This window comes from Bacillus cereus ATCC 14579 (genome assembly GCF_000007825.1).
In the GTDB taxonomy this organism is placed as follows: Bacteria; Bacillota; Bacilli; order Bacillales; family Bacillaceae_G; genus Bacillus_A; species Bacillus_A cereus.
On sequence record NC_004722.1, the window covers coordinates 4,252,694 to 4,269,495 of the forward strand.

The following is a 16,802-nucleotide window of genomic DNA, read 5'->3' on the forward strand; positions in this document are numbered from 1 at the left end:
ACTCCATTTTTTATTTCCATTATTCCCCTTTGAAAGCACGTTTAAGCTTTCCGAATAAACTATCATCCTGCTCTTCTTGTCCTGCAAATTCACGTAATAAATCTTTTTGCTGTGAAGTCAATTTCGTCGGTACAACAACACGAACGACTACATATTGATCTCCTTGGCCGTATCCACGTACATTCGGAGCACCTTTTCCTTTTAAGCGGAATTCTGTTCCAGTTTGTGTTCCTGCTGGAATTTTCAGCTTCACTTTACCATGAACAGTAGGAACTTCCACTTCATCACCAAGCGCCATTTGCGCAAATGTTAATGGCATTTCGCAAATAATGTGATCTCCTTCACGCTCGAAGAATTCATGATTTCTTACATGAACGACAACATATAAGTCTCTTGCTGGTCCGCCATTTACGCCGGCTTCACCTTTTCCAGACACTCGAATTTGTTGACCATTATCGATACCCGCTGGAATTTTAACATTGATTTTTTTACGTTTACGAACTTTACTTGAACCGTGACATGTCGTACATTTTTCTTTAATAATTTGTCCAGTTCCTGAACAATGACCACAAGCTTGACGGTTTACGATACGACCAAACGGTGTGTTTTGTTCAACACTCACTTGACCAGAACCTGAACAATGTTTACATGTTTCTTTTGAAGTTCCTGGTTTTGCTCCACTACCTTTACAAGTATCACATGGATCTTCTACTGGAATTTCCACATTTAATTCCTTACCAAAAATAGCTTCTTCAAAATCTAAAGTGACTTGATATTGTAAGTCAGCACCTTGGCGCGGAGCATTTGGATCACGACGTCTGCCGCCGCCACCGCCAAAGAAAGAACTAAATATATCTTCAAAACCGAAGCCACCGCCGAAGTCTCCTCCGCCGCCAAATCCACCGAATCCTTGATTTGCACCAGCATGACCAAATTGATCGTACTGCGCACGCTTTTGATCATCACTTAACACTTCATATGCTTCTTGTACTTCTTTAAACTTTTCAATTGCATTTTCTTCTTTGCTTACGTCTGGATGGTATTTTTTAGCCAAACGACGATACGCTTTTTTTATTTCATCTGTTGAAGCGCCCTTGCTAAGTCCAAGGACCTCATAATAGTCTCGTTTACTCATAAATTTACAACCCCCGAATCTTTCACATAAACGTAATTTTAACACCGAAAGAAAGTGCTTTGCAACAAAGTTTCCTCACTTACAGTATGCAAAGCGAAAAACTTAAGATCCTCACACATCGCTTCTCATTCGTGAAAAAAGCCAAAGTCAAGGCACGCTTGACTTTGACTTTTTGTCATCTTACTTATTATGTTTACAGTTGAATTACTTGTCTTCTTTTACTTCTTCAAACTCAGCGTCAACTACATTGTCTTTCTTCGCGCCAGCGTCTTGTGCACCTTGCGCACCTTCTGCTTGACCAGCAGCTGCTTGAGCTTGCTCGTATAATTTAACAGTTAATTGTTGTACGATTTCTTGTAAAGCATCTTTTTTCGCACGAATTTCTTCAAGCTCGTTTTTCTCAATTGCAGCTTGTAATGCTTCTTTCGCTTCTGTTGCTTTTGCAACTTCAGCTGCATCTACTTTACCTTCTAAATCTTTTACAACTTTGTCTGTTTGGAATACAAGTTGGTCAGCTTCGTTACGAAGTTCAACTTCTTCCTTACGTTTTTGGTCAGCGTCAGCATTTGCTTCCGCTTCTTGTACCATACGTTCTACTTCTTCATCAGAAAGACCTGAAGAAGATTGGATTGTAATAGCTTGCTCTTTGCTTGTTCCTAAGTCTTTCGCACGTACGTTAACGATACCGTTCGCATCAATATCGAATGTTACTTCGATTTGTGGAATACCACGTGGTGCTGGTGGAAGGTCAGTTAATTGGAAACGACCTAACGTTTTGTTGTCAGCTGACATTGGACGCTCACCTTGTAATACGTGAATGTCTACTGCTGGTTGATTATCAGCAGCTGTCGAGAATACTTGTGACTTACTTGTTGGAATTGTAGTGTTACGCTCAATTAATTTCGTGAACACGCCACCCATAGTTTCAATACCTAAAGAAAGTGGAGTTACGTCTAATAATAGAACGCCTTCTACATCTCCAGTAAGTACGCCACCTTGAACTGCAGCACCTAATGCTACAACTTCATCAGGGTTTACACCTTTATATGGCTCTTTACCAGTTTCACGTTTAATAGCTTCTTGTACAGCTGGGATACGAGTAGATCCACCAACAAGAATAACTTTATCTAATTCGCTTGGAGCAAAACCAGCGTCTTTTAATGCACGACGAGTTGGCTCTAATGTTCTTTCAACAAGACCTGCTGAAAGCTCTTCGAATTTCGCTCTTGTTAACGTTAATTCTAAGTGTAATGGACCAGCAGCTCCAGCACTAATGAATGGTAATGAAATTTGAGTTTGTGTTACACCAGAAAGATCTTTTTTCGCTTTTTCAGCTGCATCTTTCAAGCGTTGAAGCGCCATTTTATCTTGGCTTAAATCAATGTTATTTTCTTTTTTGAACTCAGCTACTAAGTGATCGATGATAACTTGGTCAAAGTCATCGCCACCAAGACGGTTGTCACCAGCAGTTGAAATAACTTCGAATGTGCCGTCTGCTAACTCAAGGATAGATACGTCAAATGTACCGCCACCTAAGTCATATACTAAGATTTTTTGTTCTTCGTCTTGTTTTTCTAAACCGTAAGCAAGTGCTGCTGCTGTTGGCTCGTTAATGATACGCTCAACTTCTAAACCAGCGATACGACCAGCATCTTTCGTTGCTTGACGCTCTGCATCGTTGAAGTATGCAGGTACTGTAATAACAGCTTTCGTTACTGTTTCACCTAAGTATGCTTCAGCAGAAGCTTTTAAGTTTTGTAAAATGATGGCAGAAATTTCTTGAGGTGTATAATCTTTACCTTCAACTTCTACTTTGTAGTCTGTACCCATATGACGTTTAACAGACATGATTGTATTTGGGTTTGTAATTGCTTGGCGCTTTGCAACTTCCCCAACTTGACGTTCTTCATTTTTGAAAGCTACAACAGAAGGTGTTGTACGGTTCCCTTCTGGATTTGGGATAACCTTTGGTTCTCCACCTTCCATAACAGCTACACAAGAGTTTGTTGTACCTAAGTCAATACCGATAATTTTACTCATGGCGAATCCTCCTAGTTTTATGTAAATTATTGATTTACTTTTACCATTGATGGGCGAATCACACGGTCTTTTAATTTATAACCTTTTTGGAATTCTTCCACAACCGCGTTTGATTCAAATTCACTATCTTCCACTTGCATAATAGCTTGGTGTTCATTAGGATCAAACTGTTTACCAACAGCTTCAATCACTTCCACACCTTCTTTAGTCAGCGCTTCTAACAATTGACGATGCACCATTTCCATACCTTGTAACAAGGATTTCGTTTGCTCATCAGTCGCTTCCACTTGCATTGCTCTTTCAAAATTATCAAGAGCTGGCAAGATGTCTGAAACTAGACTTTGTGCTCTATATTTTTCAGCAGCCTGTTTATCCATTTGGACACGGCGCTTATAATTTTCAAAATCAGCTTGTAGACGTAATGTGCGACCTTCCGTTTCCGTTAGTTTCGCTTGTAACTCATCTACTTTTTCTTGTAAAAGAGCAGCCTCACTTTTTTCTTCTACAGTTTCTTCACTGTTTTCTGGCGTGACAGCTTCTTCAACTTGCGCTTCTTTTACTTCTTCTACCACTTGTTCGTTACGCTCTTCCACAATATTCACCTCCTTAAAAGGTATTAGGTATCATGCATAGCATGATTACCTAAGCATTATATATTACACACAGCAATGAAAATTTCATCACTTGAGCGAATGTATTACTCTCATTTACTTTTTAAGCCCATCAGTAAATTGTCTCGTAAATAACTGTAACAAACTAATTACACGAGAGTATTGCATTCTCGTAGGACCTAAAATAGCAATTGTTCCAAGTTGCTCTTCGCCGATCGAATATGTTGCAGAAATTAAACTACAATCCTCCATAGCCGTCGAAGAGTTTTCCCTACCAATTTTCACTTGAATCCCGACTTGTTTATGACGCAAAATGTCATAAAATTCGGCTTCATTATCAATCATGGTAAGTAAAGATCTAACCTTTTGAATGTCATGGAACTCTGGCTGCGAAAGCATATTTGCTTTTCCTCCAAAGTATATCTTTTCCGATAACGGAACTTGAAATGTACCATCCAACATTTTTATTGCACTATCGTAATTATGAACATACCCACGTAAAACTGTAACAATTTCCTTAAAGATTTTATTATGAAGTTCTTCCATCGGTACGCCAGATAGCTTTTCATTTAAAATATTAACCATTTTTTCTAAATCTGATAAATCAACAGATTCCGGAACGGTAATCGTTTTACTTTGTACATGCCCTGTATCGGTTACAATAATAGCGACTGCAGTTTGACGATCAAGCGGCACAATTTGTACATTTTTAAGTTTATTTGTACTTAACTTCGGTCCAAGAACAATTGCCGTATAATTCGTAAGTTCTGATAAAATTTGAGCAGATTGCTGTGCAATTTTTTCCGCTTCAAAAATTCTTTCAGCAAATAAATCTTTAATTTGTACAATTTCAGCGTTCGGTAAGTTTTGCGGCGCTAAAAGATGGTCTACATAAAATCGGTAGCCTTTCTCAGAAGGAACACGTCCAGAAGAACTGTGCGTTTTTTCAATAAAGCCTAATTCTTCTAAGTCCGCCATTTCATTTCGAATAGTAGCTGAACTAAATGTGATTTCATCTTTTTTAGCCAACGTTCTAGACCCAACGGGCTGCGCTGATCCAATAAAGTCATCAATAATTGTTTGTAAAATTAAGAGCTGACGTTCCGTAAGCATCTCATCATCACCTCTGTTAGCACTCTTTGTCTTTGAGTGCTAAATCTATTAATAACTTACCAAAATTGACATTCAATTGTCAACGGAAACGTCACGAAATAATGAAACTTTTTCACGCCTATAGAACATTTAATTAGTCAATCAAAAATGATTGGAATACTTCATTCCCTAATAATTTTCCTTTTCGCGTTAAACGCACATGTCCATCTTCCTCTTCAAGCAATCCCTGCTCTTGGTTGCTTTGTAACTGCTTCGCGAAAACTTGATCCATCTCTACATTAAATTTATTGCGGAACGCCGTTTTAGAAACACCTTTTGTTTTTCGAAGCCCTAAGAACAGCTCTTCTTCCATTCTTTCTTTCTCCGTCACTTTGTGAACATCTAAATACGGAAATCCTGTTTCATCAATTTTATTAAAATATTGCTTCAGGGGACCAACATTTTGAATACGTTCTCCGTTCACATAACTATGAGCTCCAGCTCCAAATCCATAATACTCTTCATTATTCCAGTATGTGAGATTATGTCTACTTTTATTGTCACCTTTTGAGAAATTACTAATTTCATACTGGTTATAACCGTGTTTCTCCATTTCATCCATTACTATTTCATACATTTTCGCTTCATGGTCTTCACCCGGAAGACGTAATTTCCCTTTGTTCATTAAGTTATAAAACACTGTTTTTGGCTCCACAATTAATGAATATGCCGAGAAATGTTGTACACCAAGCGTAAAAGCAATATCTAATGTTTCTTTTACATCTTCTATCGTCTGTCCTGGCAAAGCATAAATAATATCTACATTAATATTTTTAAAGCCTACTTCCTGTGCCTCTCGAATCGCGAGGAATGCATCTTCCCTCGTATGCTTGCGCCCGATCTTCTCAAGAAGTTCATCACGGAACGTTTGCACACCAAAACTAATTCGATTTACTCCACCTTCTAGCAGTACATTTAGCTTCTCTTTCGGTAGATCTCCTGGATTCGCTTCAAATGTTAATTCACAATTCGGGGCGAACGGACGCAAATGACGATTAATAATCTCGAGTAATTTTTTTGTCTGTTCCATATTTAACGCTGTCGGAGTTCCCCCACCCACAAAAATCGTTTTCATACTATCAAATGGAACTTTTTGAACCGTATTTATTATTTCCTTCTCTAAATAATCTAAATATTGATCAACCGGTTGGCGTTCAATAAACACTTTATTAAAATCACAATAGTGACAAATGTGCTGACAAAACGGAATATGAATGTATGCAGCTTGTACCAAATATAACTCCTACCTTTCTAAAAAGAAAACCTCCGCACTCCGGAGGGTTCTCTACTTCTCTAACGTATTACGAATTTGTTCCATTCGCATTTTTCCCCAATCATACATCATTTCAACGATCGGTAAAAGTGACATGCCTAGTTCCGTCATATAATACTCAACGCGAGGAGGAATTTCGGGATATACTGTCCGATCAACAATCCCATCTTCCATTAACTCTTTTAATTGGTTCGACAAAACTTTATGAGAAATGCTTGGGAATAACCGTTGTAATTCACTGAAACGATGCGGCCTTTCCACACCAAGATGCCACAGTATCACAACTTTCCACTTTCCACTAATAATAGAAAGCGTCAATTCCTTTTCACAATTAAAATTACCATTTTGTATTTTATCTTGAATATCTTTTCGAATATTTTCGGACATTAACAATCTCCTAACTCTATATGAACTAAAAAGCTCTCTCATTATTGTAAATGAGAGCTGCTCAGATGTCTAAAAAGTAATTATACAGAAAAAAGAAGCCGCACAAACGACTTCTTTTTTATTTCAAATATTAGTTGTCATCCATTTTCAGTACAGCCATGAATGCTTCTTGCGGTACTTCTACAGAGCCAACGGACTTCATACGTTTTTTACTTTCTTTTTGCTTATCAAGAAGTTTACGCTTACGAGAAATGTCACCGCCGTAACATTTTGCAAGTACGTTTTTACGCATCGCTTTAATTGTAGAACGTGCTACAACTTTATTTCCGATAGTCGCCTGAATTGGCACTTCGAACTGTTGTCTCGGAATTAATTCTTTTAATTTCTCTACGATTACTTTACCACGGTCATACGCTGAATCACGGTGTACGATAAATGATAAAGCATCCACTTGTTCATTATTTAAAAGAATATCCATTTTCACAAGTTTAGATGGTTTATAGCCAATTAACTCGTAGTCAAATGATGCATACCCTTTCGTATTTGATTTCAATTGATCAAAGAAGTCATATACGATTTCTGATAACGGGATTTCATATGTTAATGTAACACGCGTTTCATCTAAATATTGCATATCAATAAACGTTCCACGTTTACCTTGGCAAATCTCCATTACAGCTCCAACATAGTCATTCGGAACCATAATTGAAGCCTTCACAAACGGCTCTTCTACACGATCGATAGACTGTGGATCTGGCATATTAGATGGGTTATCAACAATAACATCTTCACCGTTAGTTAAATAAACTTTATAAATAACGCTTGGCGCTGTTGTAATTAAGTCAATCTTAAATTCACGTTCAATACGTTCTTGAATGATTTCCATGTGAAGAAGTCCTAAGAAACCACAACGGAAACCAAATCCTAGCGCTTGAGATGTTTCTGGTTCAAACTCAAGGGCAGAATCGTTTAACTCTAATTTTTCTAATGCATCACGTAAATCGTTATAACGAGCAGAGTCAATTGGATACAGACCACAGAATACCATCGGGTTTAACTTACGGTAACCTGCTAACGGCTCTGCAGCTGGACGTTTCGCATGTGTAATCGTATCACCAACGCGTGTGTCACCAACATTTTTAATCGATGCTGCTAAGAAACCTACATCACCTACCGTTAACTCGTCACGTTGCGTAGTTTTCGGTGTAAATACACCTACTTCTGTTACTTCAAATTCTTTACCCGTTGCCATCATACGTACTTTATCGCCAACTTTTACTGTTCCATTTACAACACGGATATAAGCAATTACACCGCGGTATGGATCATATAAAGAGTCGAAAATCATACATTGTAACGGCTCTTCTGAATCACCCGCCGGAGCTGGTACTTTTTCAACAATTTGTTCTAAAATTTCTTCAATACCAATTCCAGCTTTCGCAGAAGCAAGTACCGCTTCTGATGCATCTAAACCAATTACATCTTCTACCTCTTGACGTACACGTTCTGGATCCGCACTCGGTAAGTCGATTTTATTAATAACTGGTAAAATTTCTAAATTATTATCAAGCGCTAAGTATACGTTTGCTAACGTTTGCGCTTCAATACCTTGCGCTGCATCTACTACAAGAATCGCGCCTTCACAAGCCGCTAAACTACGAGATACTTCGTACGTAAAGTCGACGTGTCCTGGTGTATCAATTAAATGAAGAATATACTCTTCACCATCTTTTGCTTTATAGTTTAATTGTACTGCGTTTAATTTGATTGTAATACCACGCTCACGCTCTAAATCCATAGAGTCAAGCAACTGAGCTTTCATTTCACGTTGTGTTAACGCGTTTGTTTTCTCTAAAATACGGTCTGCTAACGTTGATTTTCCGTGGTCAATATGAGCAATAATAGAGAAATTACGGATTTTGGACTGTCTTTTTGCTCTTTCTTCTTTATTCATCTATGTTCTCAACTCCTAATAGTCTCGCCAATATACACTAGCACTGATTATATCAATAGAGCAACAAAGATTCAATGAAAACTCGTGCTGCTTACGATACAAATCATTCTATCTATATCTTATGCGAATAAACCATAAGAGACAAACCCTTTTCAAATTTTAAAACGGCTGTCTTACAAACCAGTAAAACAACCGCCTCCCATGTTACTCTTAGCTAAAAATTCCTTTTATTTTCCCAACAACGATATCCGTTCCGAACTTCGTCATTTCATAAGCTACACTTGCTACTGCCATCCCAATTCCTTCTACAACATTAAAACTTCTTAAACGTTCTAACTGTTGTTGTTTTTCTGAGGCCGAAAACGAGCTACCCAAAATTTCTGATTCAGCACCTGTACTTTCTGTCCCTGTCATATGAGCTATTTGTTCATATGACAATTGCTGATAACCTTTCATACTTTTCAAACCATGATTAGCAAGTGCCACTCCTGCTATCATCATAAGTAAACATAAAGCCACACTACATATACACAAAAGCGTAAAGCGACTCAAACGATAATCATCTGTTCCCCTCAATGTGTATATGCTCCCGTATTATCTTGATCAATTTGATGATGCAACGCCGCATTTAAACCACTCGCTATTACATTCGCCATATCCTCAATAAAAGAATCTACTTCTTTTGGGGGTACCATTAAATTATGACCAAGAAGAGATAGCACTTCGTAAATCAGCCTTCTTTTTTCTTCTTCTTCCAACGTACCAACAACACCTAAAAACATATTTCTGCTCTTTTCATCCGGCATATCTTCTTGTGTTAATTGTTTCTTTTCTCCAAATGAAAATCCCGCTGGTAACAAAGATCGTGAAGGTTTATTTCCTTCTTTCATCTCTCGGCCGAAATGTTTCAAAATAAAATCAATCGTATCACTTGTAATCGAAACAGCATCGACCACAGTCGGAACACCAATTGCGATAACAGGGATACCCAATGTGTCTTTACTTAGTTCTTTACGTTTATTCCCAACCCCCGATCCAGGATGGATTCCAGTATCAGAAATTTGTATCGTGCTATTTACTCGTTCAATAGAACGGGCAGCTAATGCATCAATTGCAATTACAAAGTCCGGGTTCGTCTTCTCAATAATCCCATAAATAACATCGCTCGTTTCGATCCCTGTAATTCCCATTACCCCCGGCCGAATTGCACTAACAGGCCTAAACCCTTCTTCTACACTTTCAGGCTGTAATTGAAACAAATGTCTCGTTACTAATACATTTTCTACAACTATCGGTCCAAGAGCATCTGGTGTTACATTCCAATTCCCAAGACCTACAATTAAACAGCTTGCTTCTTTTGTAACTCCAACCTCTTCTAAGAAACAAGAAAATTCTTTTGCAAAAATACGCTCCACTTTTTGTTGAAGTTCTGTATCTTGCTGACGTATCCCTTGTACTTCAAGCGTTAAATAATTTCCAGGCTTTTTACCCATCGCTTCAGAGGCAGCTTCATCAATTGTTACTTTTGTAATTATAGTCCCCTCTTCTTCTCTCTCTTTTACAATAACTCCCTGTATCCCTTTTTGTTCTTCTTGGCTTTCTTGCAACATTTGATGAGCTTCTACAGCAAGGTCAGTTCTAATGCTATATTTACTTAAATCTAATGGTTCTTTCATCGTATCTCCTCCGTAATTCATAGTAAATATCGTTAGATTTCCCAAAGTTATATAAGGTCATTCTTTCCTTTACGTGAAATTTCATGGATATACTATTGCAATTCTCTTCACCGTTTGATAGAATATCACTTGTTCTATGTAAGAATCGAGTCATTCGATTGCACCAGGGAGGTGAAAAGTATGGCAAACATCAAATCTGCTATCAAACGCGCTAAACTTAGCGAAGAGCGTCGTGCACATAACGCTTCTATCAAGTCTGACATGCGTTCTGCTGTTAAAACTGTAGAAGCTTTAGTTACTAATAACGATCTTGAAAATGCTAAAGAAGCTTTCAAAACTGCTTCTAAAAAACTTGACAAAGCAGCTCGTAAAGGTCTTATCCACCAAAACGCTGCAGCTCGTCAAAAATCTCGCTTAGCGAAACAAGTAAACGCGTAAGGCGTTTAAAAAACGATCCATTTGGATCGTTTTTTTATATACAAAAAAGTTCATGTACTTAGTACATGAACTTTTTTGTGTCATCACATATGATTTAATCGCATTAAGAAAAACTCGAGCACAAGTTTCTTATCCATCTTTCCCGTCTTCATACTATAATCAGCTTCCGCTAATTCTATAATCACTTTTTTTAATTCTTCAAAAGAGAAAAACTTCGTTTGATTCATTGCCAACTTCACGCGATACGGATGTACACCAATATGAGACGCAATTTGATTTTGTCCATAACCACGTTGCTGTAGCTCTTTCACTTGATACAACAAGCGGAATTGACTCACTAATAACGCAAGCAATTTAATCGGCTCTTCCTGCTGCGTAAATAATCCATCCAAAATTTGCATTGCACCTGCAATATCTTTTTTCACCACTTTTTCTGTCAAAGCGAATACATTTTGCTCAACGGATTTTGGCACAAGCTCTGCAACAAGTTTCGTCGTAATCTCTCCACCCATACCAACGTATAACGTTAACTTGTCCATTTCCTTCGCCAACATTGTTACATTACTTCCCACAAGCTCTAGCAACAAACTAACAGCCGCGTTATCAATATGCACATGCACTTCATCTGCACGAGCAACAATCCATTTCTGAACATCCTGTATTTGCATCGCATTTGCTTCTACTACATCTGCTGTTTTCTTTAATAGTTTTGTAATTTTTTTTCGCTCATCAAGTTTTTCGTAAGGCGCAACAAAAACAAGAATAGAAAATGGAGAAGGTTCACCAATGTATTCTTCTAAAATTTTTATATTTTGCTCTAACTTTTCTTTTTGCGAAGTCAAAAATAACGGTGATTTTATTAACAGTACTTTCCGTTCTCCGAAGAAAGGAAGCGTACGCGCATCCTCAACCACATCTTCTAAATACGCTTCTTCTAAATCGTATGTCACAACATTAAACTCTCGATCTTCTTCTTCAAGAGCTTCTGTCGTAATAAGCTTTATCGTTTCATTTATAAAAAAAGCTTCCGTTCCATATAGTAAATATAACGGAGCAAACTGTTTCTTTTTAATTTTTTTATGTATATCACTCATACTTTTTCCTACTCCCTAACTTGGCAATATATATTTATACTAATGCCCTAGCTTTTGTTTTACAAGTACAAAGGAACAGGCTTTATAACCCGTCCCTTTATTTATATTAAACGCCACGCAATAAGCCCCGGGTTTCTTATTGGTGTGCGGTAATCACCTTCCCTTTATTATTCGCAATAAAAATTTGAGTATAAGTGCCAACTGTTAACATGCTTGGAAACGAAAAACTCACATTACTTCATGATTTAAAAGTAGCAAAAAAGCTCGTTTTCTCTTCATATGGAAATTGTAGATTTTTTTCTGACAATATTTTATACTAAAGTGGAATGTTGGGGAGGGATTCTAAATGAATGATTTTGAACAAAACGTTCAAAGTAAACGCAATGACGCTATTGATTCAGGGGTAGGATTTATCGTCTCATTTGGTTTTTTCGCAACACTTTTCATCATTGCAACTGTTATTAAATTTATCGGTTCTTAAAGACTGCCACTTCATGGCAGTCTTCTCTTTTTCATCTATTATGTGTTTTATCATATGTGATTTTACTTTTAAAGGTTCCATTTTCCCCTTTAAAAACATAGGAAATAGCACCTTGCTTGTCCGTGCGCCATATCGCACTCCCCATCTTCTCAAAACGCTCTATCACTTCTTTATGCGGGTGTCCATACCTATTCTGCTTACCAACAGATATAATCGCTACACGAGGCTGCATGACGTTCAAAAAAGGCTCTATAGATGACGTATTACTCCCATGATGAGCAACTTTTAAAACATCCACTTGTAAATCTGGATATGCCTCTACTAAAATCTTTTCCCCTTCTTCTTCCAAATCGCCTGTAAATAGCCACTTCAACCCTCCAAATTTTGCCCATATTACAATTGAAGCGTTATTTTCGCTTTTTTCTTTTCCTTTTGGAGCTAAAACGAAAAATTCCGCTTCATTTACACTCCAACTCGCCCCTTCCCCCACTTCAGTTATTTTCATTTCCTTTTCTAATGCCTGTTTCTTGACTACTTTTTCTAATACTGCATCTTTTCCCTTTCGGCCAAATACCACTTCTTTTACAGGTATATATGATAATAATTCTTGTGCAGCACCTATATGATCTGCATCTCCATGCGTTACGATTAATTTATCAATTGTTTTAATACCTTCTTTTTGTAAAAAGGGTATTAAAACATCATTCCCAACAGAAAATTCATGCTTTTTTTGTTGCCATTCTTCCTTATTCACACGAAGCGTTCCACCTGTATCAATAAGATAAATCCCTTTATCATACGGAAGGCGAATTAATATTGCATCACCTTGTCCAACATCAATAAATGTTACACTTCCGCTTCCTCTAAAATATGGATATATATAATGACATGTGCTAATAAAAAGAAATACACTTGCAACTATACAAACTATTTTTTTCGGCGCTCTTCTTTCCCAAACCATCAATATGCTGACAATACTCGCGCAATATACAGCTACAAGATTGAGGGGCGTTTCCCCGAAGATAAGCTGGGTAAATGGTAAACTTTCACAATAACTTAGAAAATCATTAGACATACTCAAGCCTATTGATAATACATCGGCAAATCCTTTTGCGAGAAACGGGACAATTGGCATACACAGTAAAATAATAATGCTACATGGTAATACAATGATAGATAAAAACGGAACGTATAAGAGATTGAGGAGAATGCTATATGGAGAAAAATAACCAAAGTGATATAACAAAATCGGAGTACTAACGAGCTGTGAAATGATAGAAATATAAATAGAATTCCGGATTACTCCGTTGCTACTCCCTAACAATAACGGAGCAGACAAAAGTAAAGCGAAGCTACCTACAAAAGAAAACTGAAATCCAATATTAAAAACAAGATAAGGGTCATATATAAGCATGCATATAGCTGTTACACTTAAAGCATCTAAACTAGACAAACGAATCGAGCACATAAAAGCAATCAACATCAAAACTCCTGTTATAGAAGCTCTTATAACAGAGGGTGACGCCCCTGCTAAAACCATATACAAAGGAATACAAACGATAAGGCAAATTGTTGCTACCTCCCTTGTCGCACCGCTTCTTAGCAAAATAAAATATACTATTACCATTAACAATACAATGTGCGAACCTGAAATTGCTAACAAATGTACAAGACCAAATTGTTGATATTGCTCTTCCACTTCAAACGTCATTTGTTGTCTATCACCAAATAGTAATGCATTCATAAAAGCACCTGATTGCTCTGGAAACATTTCTGTAACTTTCGAGATTGCTTGTTGCCTCAAAAGAAGAATCCATTGCGTAAGCGACAGTGATGTTTTATAGCATTCAGAAATATATGTAGCCTCAAATGTGAAATGAATATGTTGTTTGTATAAATAATCACGGTAATTAAAACCATGAAAATTCCGAGCTGTTTCCGGTTCTTTCCTCTCACCCTCGAATACACATGATATCCCTGCGTATAATTGTTGCATTTTTTTCTTTTCCAAAGCTGATTTTATTCTATAACTTAACTGCACTATATTTTTATTCTGATCTTCAAATTGAAAAGATAGGCGATCCCCATTAACAAGTGGTGTATTTTGTATAACCCCTCTTGTAACTCCATAGGACTCCCCTAGAGGCTTATTCCACGTTTGAACATAGGAAGTGTATATAACGCTACTAAAGCACGCTACAATACAAAAAATGAAGGTTTTACGCGAAGTGCGATATAAACAGAAGAAAACATTTAAAAAGAGGCAAAAAACTATCAATAAAAGTGACGAGGAAAAGGCAATTGCAATCCCTATTATAAACGAGATTGCAACATACCCCCATTGTTCTTGCAACTTATACTCACTCCTTATAGCATCATTTTTGCTTTCGTGAATACTGCTGTAATTCTTCCATTGATAAATTATCTTTTTCTAAAGACGCAAATAATTCTTTCAACTCTGTATAACGTTTTTGATCCTCTAATGCAGCAATATCATATTCTAGCGGAACGTGTTTCACTGTTACATTCGCTTGTTCAAATAACTCTATGGCGTATGGATGATTTTTATAATCCTGCGCATAATAAACCGCTGTAATACCACTTTGAATAATTGCCTTACAACATTGTAAACAAGGGAAATGCGTAACGTAAATTTCTGCTTCCTCTGTTTTCGCACCAAACTTGGCACATTGTAATAAAGCATTCATTTCGGCATGAATTGTCCGAACACAATGATTATCGATTACGTAACAACCATCATCTATACAATGTACGCCACCTTTAATTGAACCATTATATCCACCAGCAATAATTCGTTTATCGCGAACGATTGTCGCTCCTACCGCAAGCCTTGTACATGTACTACGCAAAGATAGTAGATGGCTTTGCGTCATAAAATATTGATCCCATGAAATTCGTTCCATATTTTTCACCTACTTTTTTGTCTACTTGTAGTGTAGCGAAAGAAGAAAAACTTCGTCAATCTTTTACGGAATAATAATTTGATCTTTTATCTTTTCAAGAGACTTCGCACCAATCCCATCAATCTCTAATAAATCTTCTATTTTCTGAAACGGACCATGTTCTTCTCGATATTTCAAAATACTTTCTGCCTTTCGAGAGCCAATCCCTGTAATTTTTTCTAGTTGTTCTTTCGCCGCTGTATTTATTCGAATCTTGCCATCTTCCTTAGAAGAAGTAAGCACCCCTTGTTCTGATTCATTTTTACTCGGTATATAAAGGAGCATTTGATCTTGTACAATTTGTGCTAAATTCACTTTTTTCATATCTACTTCTGATAAAAAACCACCAGCCTTTTGAACCGCATCCTTTACGCGATCTCCTTCCTTCATTTCATATACCCCTTCTTTACTAACCGCTCCTTTCACATCAATTATAATTGTTCTTTTCTGTTCCTTTGTATCCGATATTTTCGGTTTACCCTTTTTTTCGATTTCCTTCTCTTGTACATTCATTGTAATAGGCGTTCGTTCTACACTCTGATTCGTTTTCCAAAAAACAAGAAAAAGTAAAGTTCCAATAATAACTACTAAACCTAACCACTTTTTCGGAAAATCCCACATCATTTTACACCTCTAATCATAAATTTATAACATCATTCATATTGTTTAGGAGAAAGCTGTTACGAAGGAGGGATGAAACTTTGAACATAGGAATTATAGGGACAGGAAACATGGGGAATATACTAATCGATGCATTTTTAGAAACCCGTGCTGTCAAACCTTCGTGCCTTACAATCATTAATCGAACGCCTGCAAAAGCATATCATATAAAAGAAAAATACCCTTCTGTTCATATAGCAAAAACAATCCCGGAAGTAATCGAACAATCACAACTTATTTTTATTTGTGTCAAGCCGATAGATATATACCCTATCCTAAAAAAATACGCTGAACATTTTTCTGATGAAACGTGCTTAGTTTCTATTACAAGTCCAATATCTCCATCACAATTAGAGACTCTCGTACCTTGCCACGTCGCGCGTATCATTCCAAGTATCACAAATCGCGCGCTCTCTGGCGCCTCACTATTTACATTTGGAGATAATTGCTCTGAAGAATGGCAACAAAAACTACTTCGTCTATTCAAAAACATTTCTACACCTCTTGTAATAGAAGAAGATATAACGCGCGTTTCATCTGATATAGCAAGTTGCGGTCCTGCTTTCTTTAGTTATTTACTACAATGCTTCATTAACGCTGCTGTAGATAAAACAAATATTACACACGAAGAGGCTACTACTTTAGTAAGTGAAATGGTCGTGGGGATGGGGAAATTACTTGAAAAAGAAATCTTCACATTACCTACCTTACAAGAAAAGGTTTGCGTGAAAGGCGGCGTTACTGGGGAAGGCATTCGGGTTTTAGAAGAGCACGTTGGAGATATGTTCCATAAGTTAATCGAGCGAACACATGAAAAATTTGATGAAGATTTAGAATGCGTTGATCAGCAATTCAATAAACACACATAATAAATACGTCATTTTCATTCCAAATCCTTTTTATAAATACTTACTTTTTTACAATACATTTTCACTTCA

Annotated in this window: 15 protein-coding genes and 1 pseudogene; 3 read left to right on the top strand and 13 right to left on the bottom strand. The window is 37.0% G+C overall.

Annotated features, from left to right (window positions below; genetic code table 11):
• Window positions 1-19: 19 nt before the first annotated feature.
• The 9 genes from dnaJ to gpr form a co-directional block, all read right to left on the bottom strand.
• A complete protein-coding gene (gene dnaJ, locus BC_RS21530; protein ID WP_000043949.1) occupies window positions 20-1,135 on the bottom strand; it encodes a chaperone protein DnaJ in 1,116 nt (371 codons plus the stop codon).
• A gap of 204 nt (window positions 1,136-1,339) precedes the next feature.
• Window positions 1,340-3,175: a chaperone protein DnaK gene (gene dnaK / locus BC_RS21535; protein WP_000034700.1), complete on the bottom strand. Its 1,836-nt coding sequence runs from the start codon at window positions 3,173-3,175 to the stop codon at window positions 1,340-1,342.
• 26 nt (window positions 3,176-3,201) lie between these two features.
• Entirely contained in the window at window positions 3,202-3,768 is a 567-nt protein-coding gene (gene grpE, locus BC_RS21540; RefSeq protein ID WP_000392711.1) for a nucleotide exchange factor GrpE, read from the bottom strand.
• Window positions 3,769-3,882: 114 nt separating this feature from the next.
• A complete protein-coding gene (gene hrcA, locus BC_RS21545; protein WP_000954941.1) occupies window positions 3,883-4,899 on the bottom strand; it encodes a heat-inducible transcriptional repressor HrcA in 1,017 nt (338 codons plus the stop codon).
• Between the two features lie 133 nt (window positions 4,900-5,032).
• Window positions 5,033-6,172: a radical SAM family heme chaperone HemW gene (hemW, locus tag BC_RS21550; RefSeq protein WP_000249433.1), complete on the bottom strand. Its 1,140-nt coding sequence runs from the start codon at window positions 6,170-6,172 to the stop codon at window positions 5,033-5,035.
• Between the two features lie 51 nt (window positions 6,173-6,223).
• Window positions 6,224-6,598 (bottom strand): winged helix-turn-helix transcriptional regulator, encoded by a 375-nt coding sequence (locus BC_RS21555; RefSeq protein ID WP_001293542.1) that lies wholly within the window; start codon window positions 6,596-6,598, stop codon window positions 6,224-6,226.
• A gap of 130 nt (window positions 6,599-6,728) precedes the next feature.
• A complete protein-coding gene (gene lepA, locus BC_RS21560; RefSeq protein WP_001030950.1) occupies window positions 6,729-8,552 on the bottom strand; it encodes an elongation factor 4 in 1,824 nt (607 codons plus the stop codon).
• A gap of 210 nt (window positions 8,553-8,762) precedes the next feature.
• A complete protein-coding gene (locus BC_RS21565; RefSeq protein ID WP_001215037.1) occupies window positions 8,763-9,128 on the bottom strand; it encodes a YqxA family protein in 366 nt (121 codons plus the stop codon).
• Window positions 9,125-10,228 carry a GPR endopeptidase gene (gpr, locus tag BC_RS21570; RefSeq protein WP_000662617.1) on the bottom strand — a complete coding sequence of 368 codons (1,104 nt, stop codon included), beginning with the start codon at window positions 10,226-10,228 and terminating at the stop codon, window positions 9,125-9,127. Before gpr ends, BC_RS21565 begins: the two co-directional genes overlap by 4 nt.
• A 180-nt stretch (window positions 10,229-10,408) precedes the next feature.
• Between gpr and rpsT the strand changes: the two genes are divergently transcribed.
• On the top strand, window positions 10,409-10,666 hold the full coding sequence (gene rpsT, locus BC_RS21575) for a 30S ribosomal protein S20 (RefSeq protein ID WP_001274011.1): 258 nt from the start codon (window positions 10,409-10,411) through the stop codon (window positions 10,664-10,666).
• An 83-nt stretch (window positions 10,667-10,749) separates the two neighbouring features.
• Here rpsT and holA read toward each other — a convergent pair whose 3' ends face one another.
• Window positions 10,750-11,760 carry a DNA polymerase III subunit delta gene (gene holA, locus BC_RS21580; protein ID WP_001279916.1) on the bottom strand — a complete coding sequence of 337 codons (1,011 nt, stop codon included), beginning with the start codon at window positions 11,758-11,760 and terminating at the stop codon, window positions 10,750-10,752.
• A gap of 346 nt (window positions 11,761-12,106) precedes the next feature.
• On the opposite strand from holA, the gene BC_RS21585 reads away from it, so the two are divergent.
• A complete protein-coding gene (locus tag BC_RS21585) occupies window positions 12,107-12,241 on the top strand; it encodes a YqzM family protein (protein WP_000997609.1) in 135 nt (44 codons plus the stop codon).
• A gap of 31 nt (window positions 12,242-12,272) precedes the next feature.
• Here the strand turns inward: BC_RS21585 and BC_RS21590 are convergent, their stop codons facing one another.
• The 3 genes and pseudogenes from BC_RS21590 to BC_RS21600 all read right to left on the bottom strand — a co-directional run bounded on the left by BC_RS21590 (window position 12,273) and on the right by BC_RS21600 (window position 15,828).
• Entirely contained in the window at window positions 12,273-14,594 is a 2,322-nt protein-coding gene (locus BC_RS21590) for a DNA internalization-related competence protein ComEC/Rec2 (RefSeq protein ID WP_001157831.1), read from the bottom strand.
• Window positions 14,595-14,608: 14 nt separating this feature from the next.
• Window positions 14,609-15,165, bottom strand: a pseudogene (locus BC_RS21595) (ComE operon protein 2).
• Window positions 15,166-15,228: 63 nt separating this feature from the next.
• Window positions 15,229-15,828 (bottom strand): helix-hairpin-helix domain-containing protein, encoded by a 600-nt coding sequence (locus tag BC_RS21600; protein WP_000989944.1) that lies wholly within the window; start codon window positions 15,826-15,828, stop codon window positions 15,229-15,231.
• Between the two features lie 77 nt (window positions 15,829-15,905).
• Here BC_RS21600 and comER point away from each other — a divergent pair, with 77 nt between their 5' ends.
• Complete coding sequence (comER, locus tag BC_RS21605; RefSeq protein ID WP_001020554.1) at window positions 15,906-16,733, top strand: late competence protein ComER; 828 nt, start codon at window positions 15,906-15,908, stop codon at window positions 16,731-16,733.
• Window positions 16,734-16,802: the final 69 nt, after the last annotated feature.

What these genes read in the sequence shown, in the direction of transcription:
- BC_RS21585 (WP_000997609.1), top strand. Translation starts at nt 12,107, where the DNA reads ATGAATGATTTTGAACAAAACGTTCAAAGTAAACGCAATGACGCTATT.
- hrcA (WP_000954941.1), bottom strand. Translation starts at nt 4,899, where the DNA reads ATGCTTACGGAACGTCAGCTCTTAATTTTACAAACAATTATTGATGAC.
- BC_RS21555 (WP_001293542.1), bottom strand. Translation starts at nt 6,598, where the DNA reads ATGTCCGAAAATATTCGAAAAGATATTCAAGATAAAATACAAAATGGT.
- gpr (WP_000662617.1), bottom strand. Translation starts at nt 10,228, where the DNA reads ATGAAAGAACCATTAGATTTAAGTAAATATAGCATTAGAACTGACCTT.
- holA (WP_001279916.1), bottom strand. Translation starts at nt 11,760, where the DNA reads ATGAGTGATATACATAAAAAAATTAAAAAGAAACAGTTTGCTCCGTTA.
- dnaK (WP_000034700.1), bottom strand. Translation starts at nt 3,175, where the DNA reads ATGAGTAAAATTATCGGTATTGACTTAGGTACAACAAACTCTTGTGTA.
- lepA (WP_001030950.1), bottom strand. Translation starts at nt 8,552, where the DNA reads ATGAATAAAGAAGAAAGAGCAAAAAGACAGTCCAAAATCCGTAATTTC.
- dnaJ (WP_000043949.1), bottom strand. Translation starts at nt 1,135, where the DNA reads ATGAGTAAACGAGACTATTATGAGGTCCTTGGACTTAGCAAGGGCGCT.
- BC_RS21600 (WP_000989944.1), bottom strand. Translation starts at nt 15,828, where the DNA reads ATGATGTGGGATTTTCCGAAAAAGTGGTTAGGTTTAGTAGTTATTATT.
- rpsT (WP_001274011.1), top strand. Translation starts at nt 10,409, where the DNA reads ATGGCAAACATCAAATCTGCTATCAAACGCGCTAAACTTAGCGAAGAG.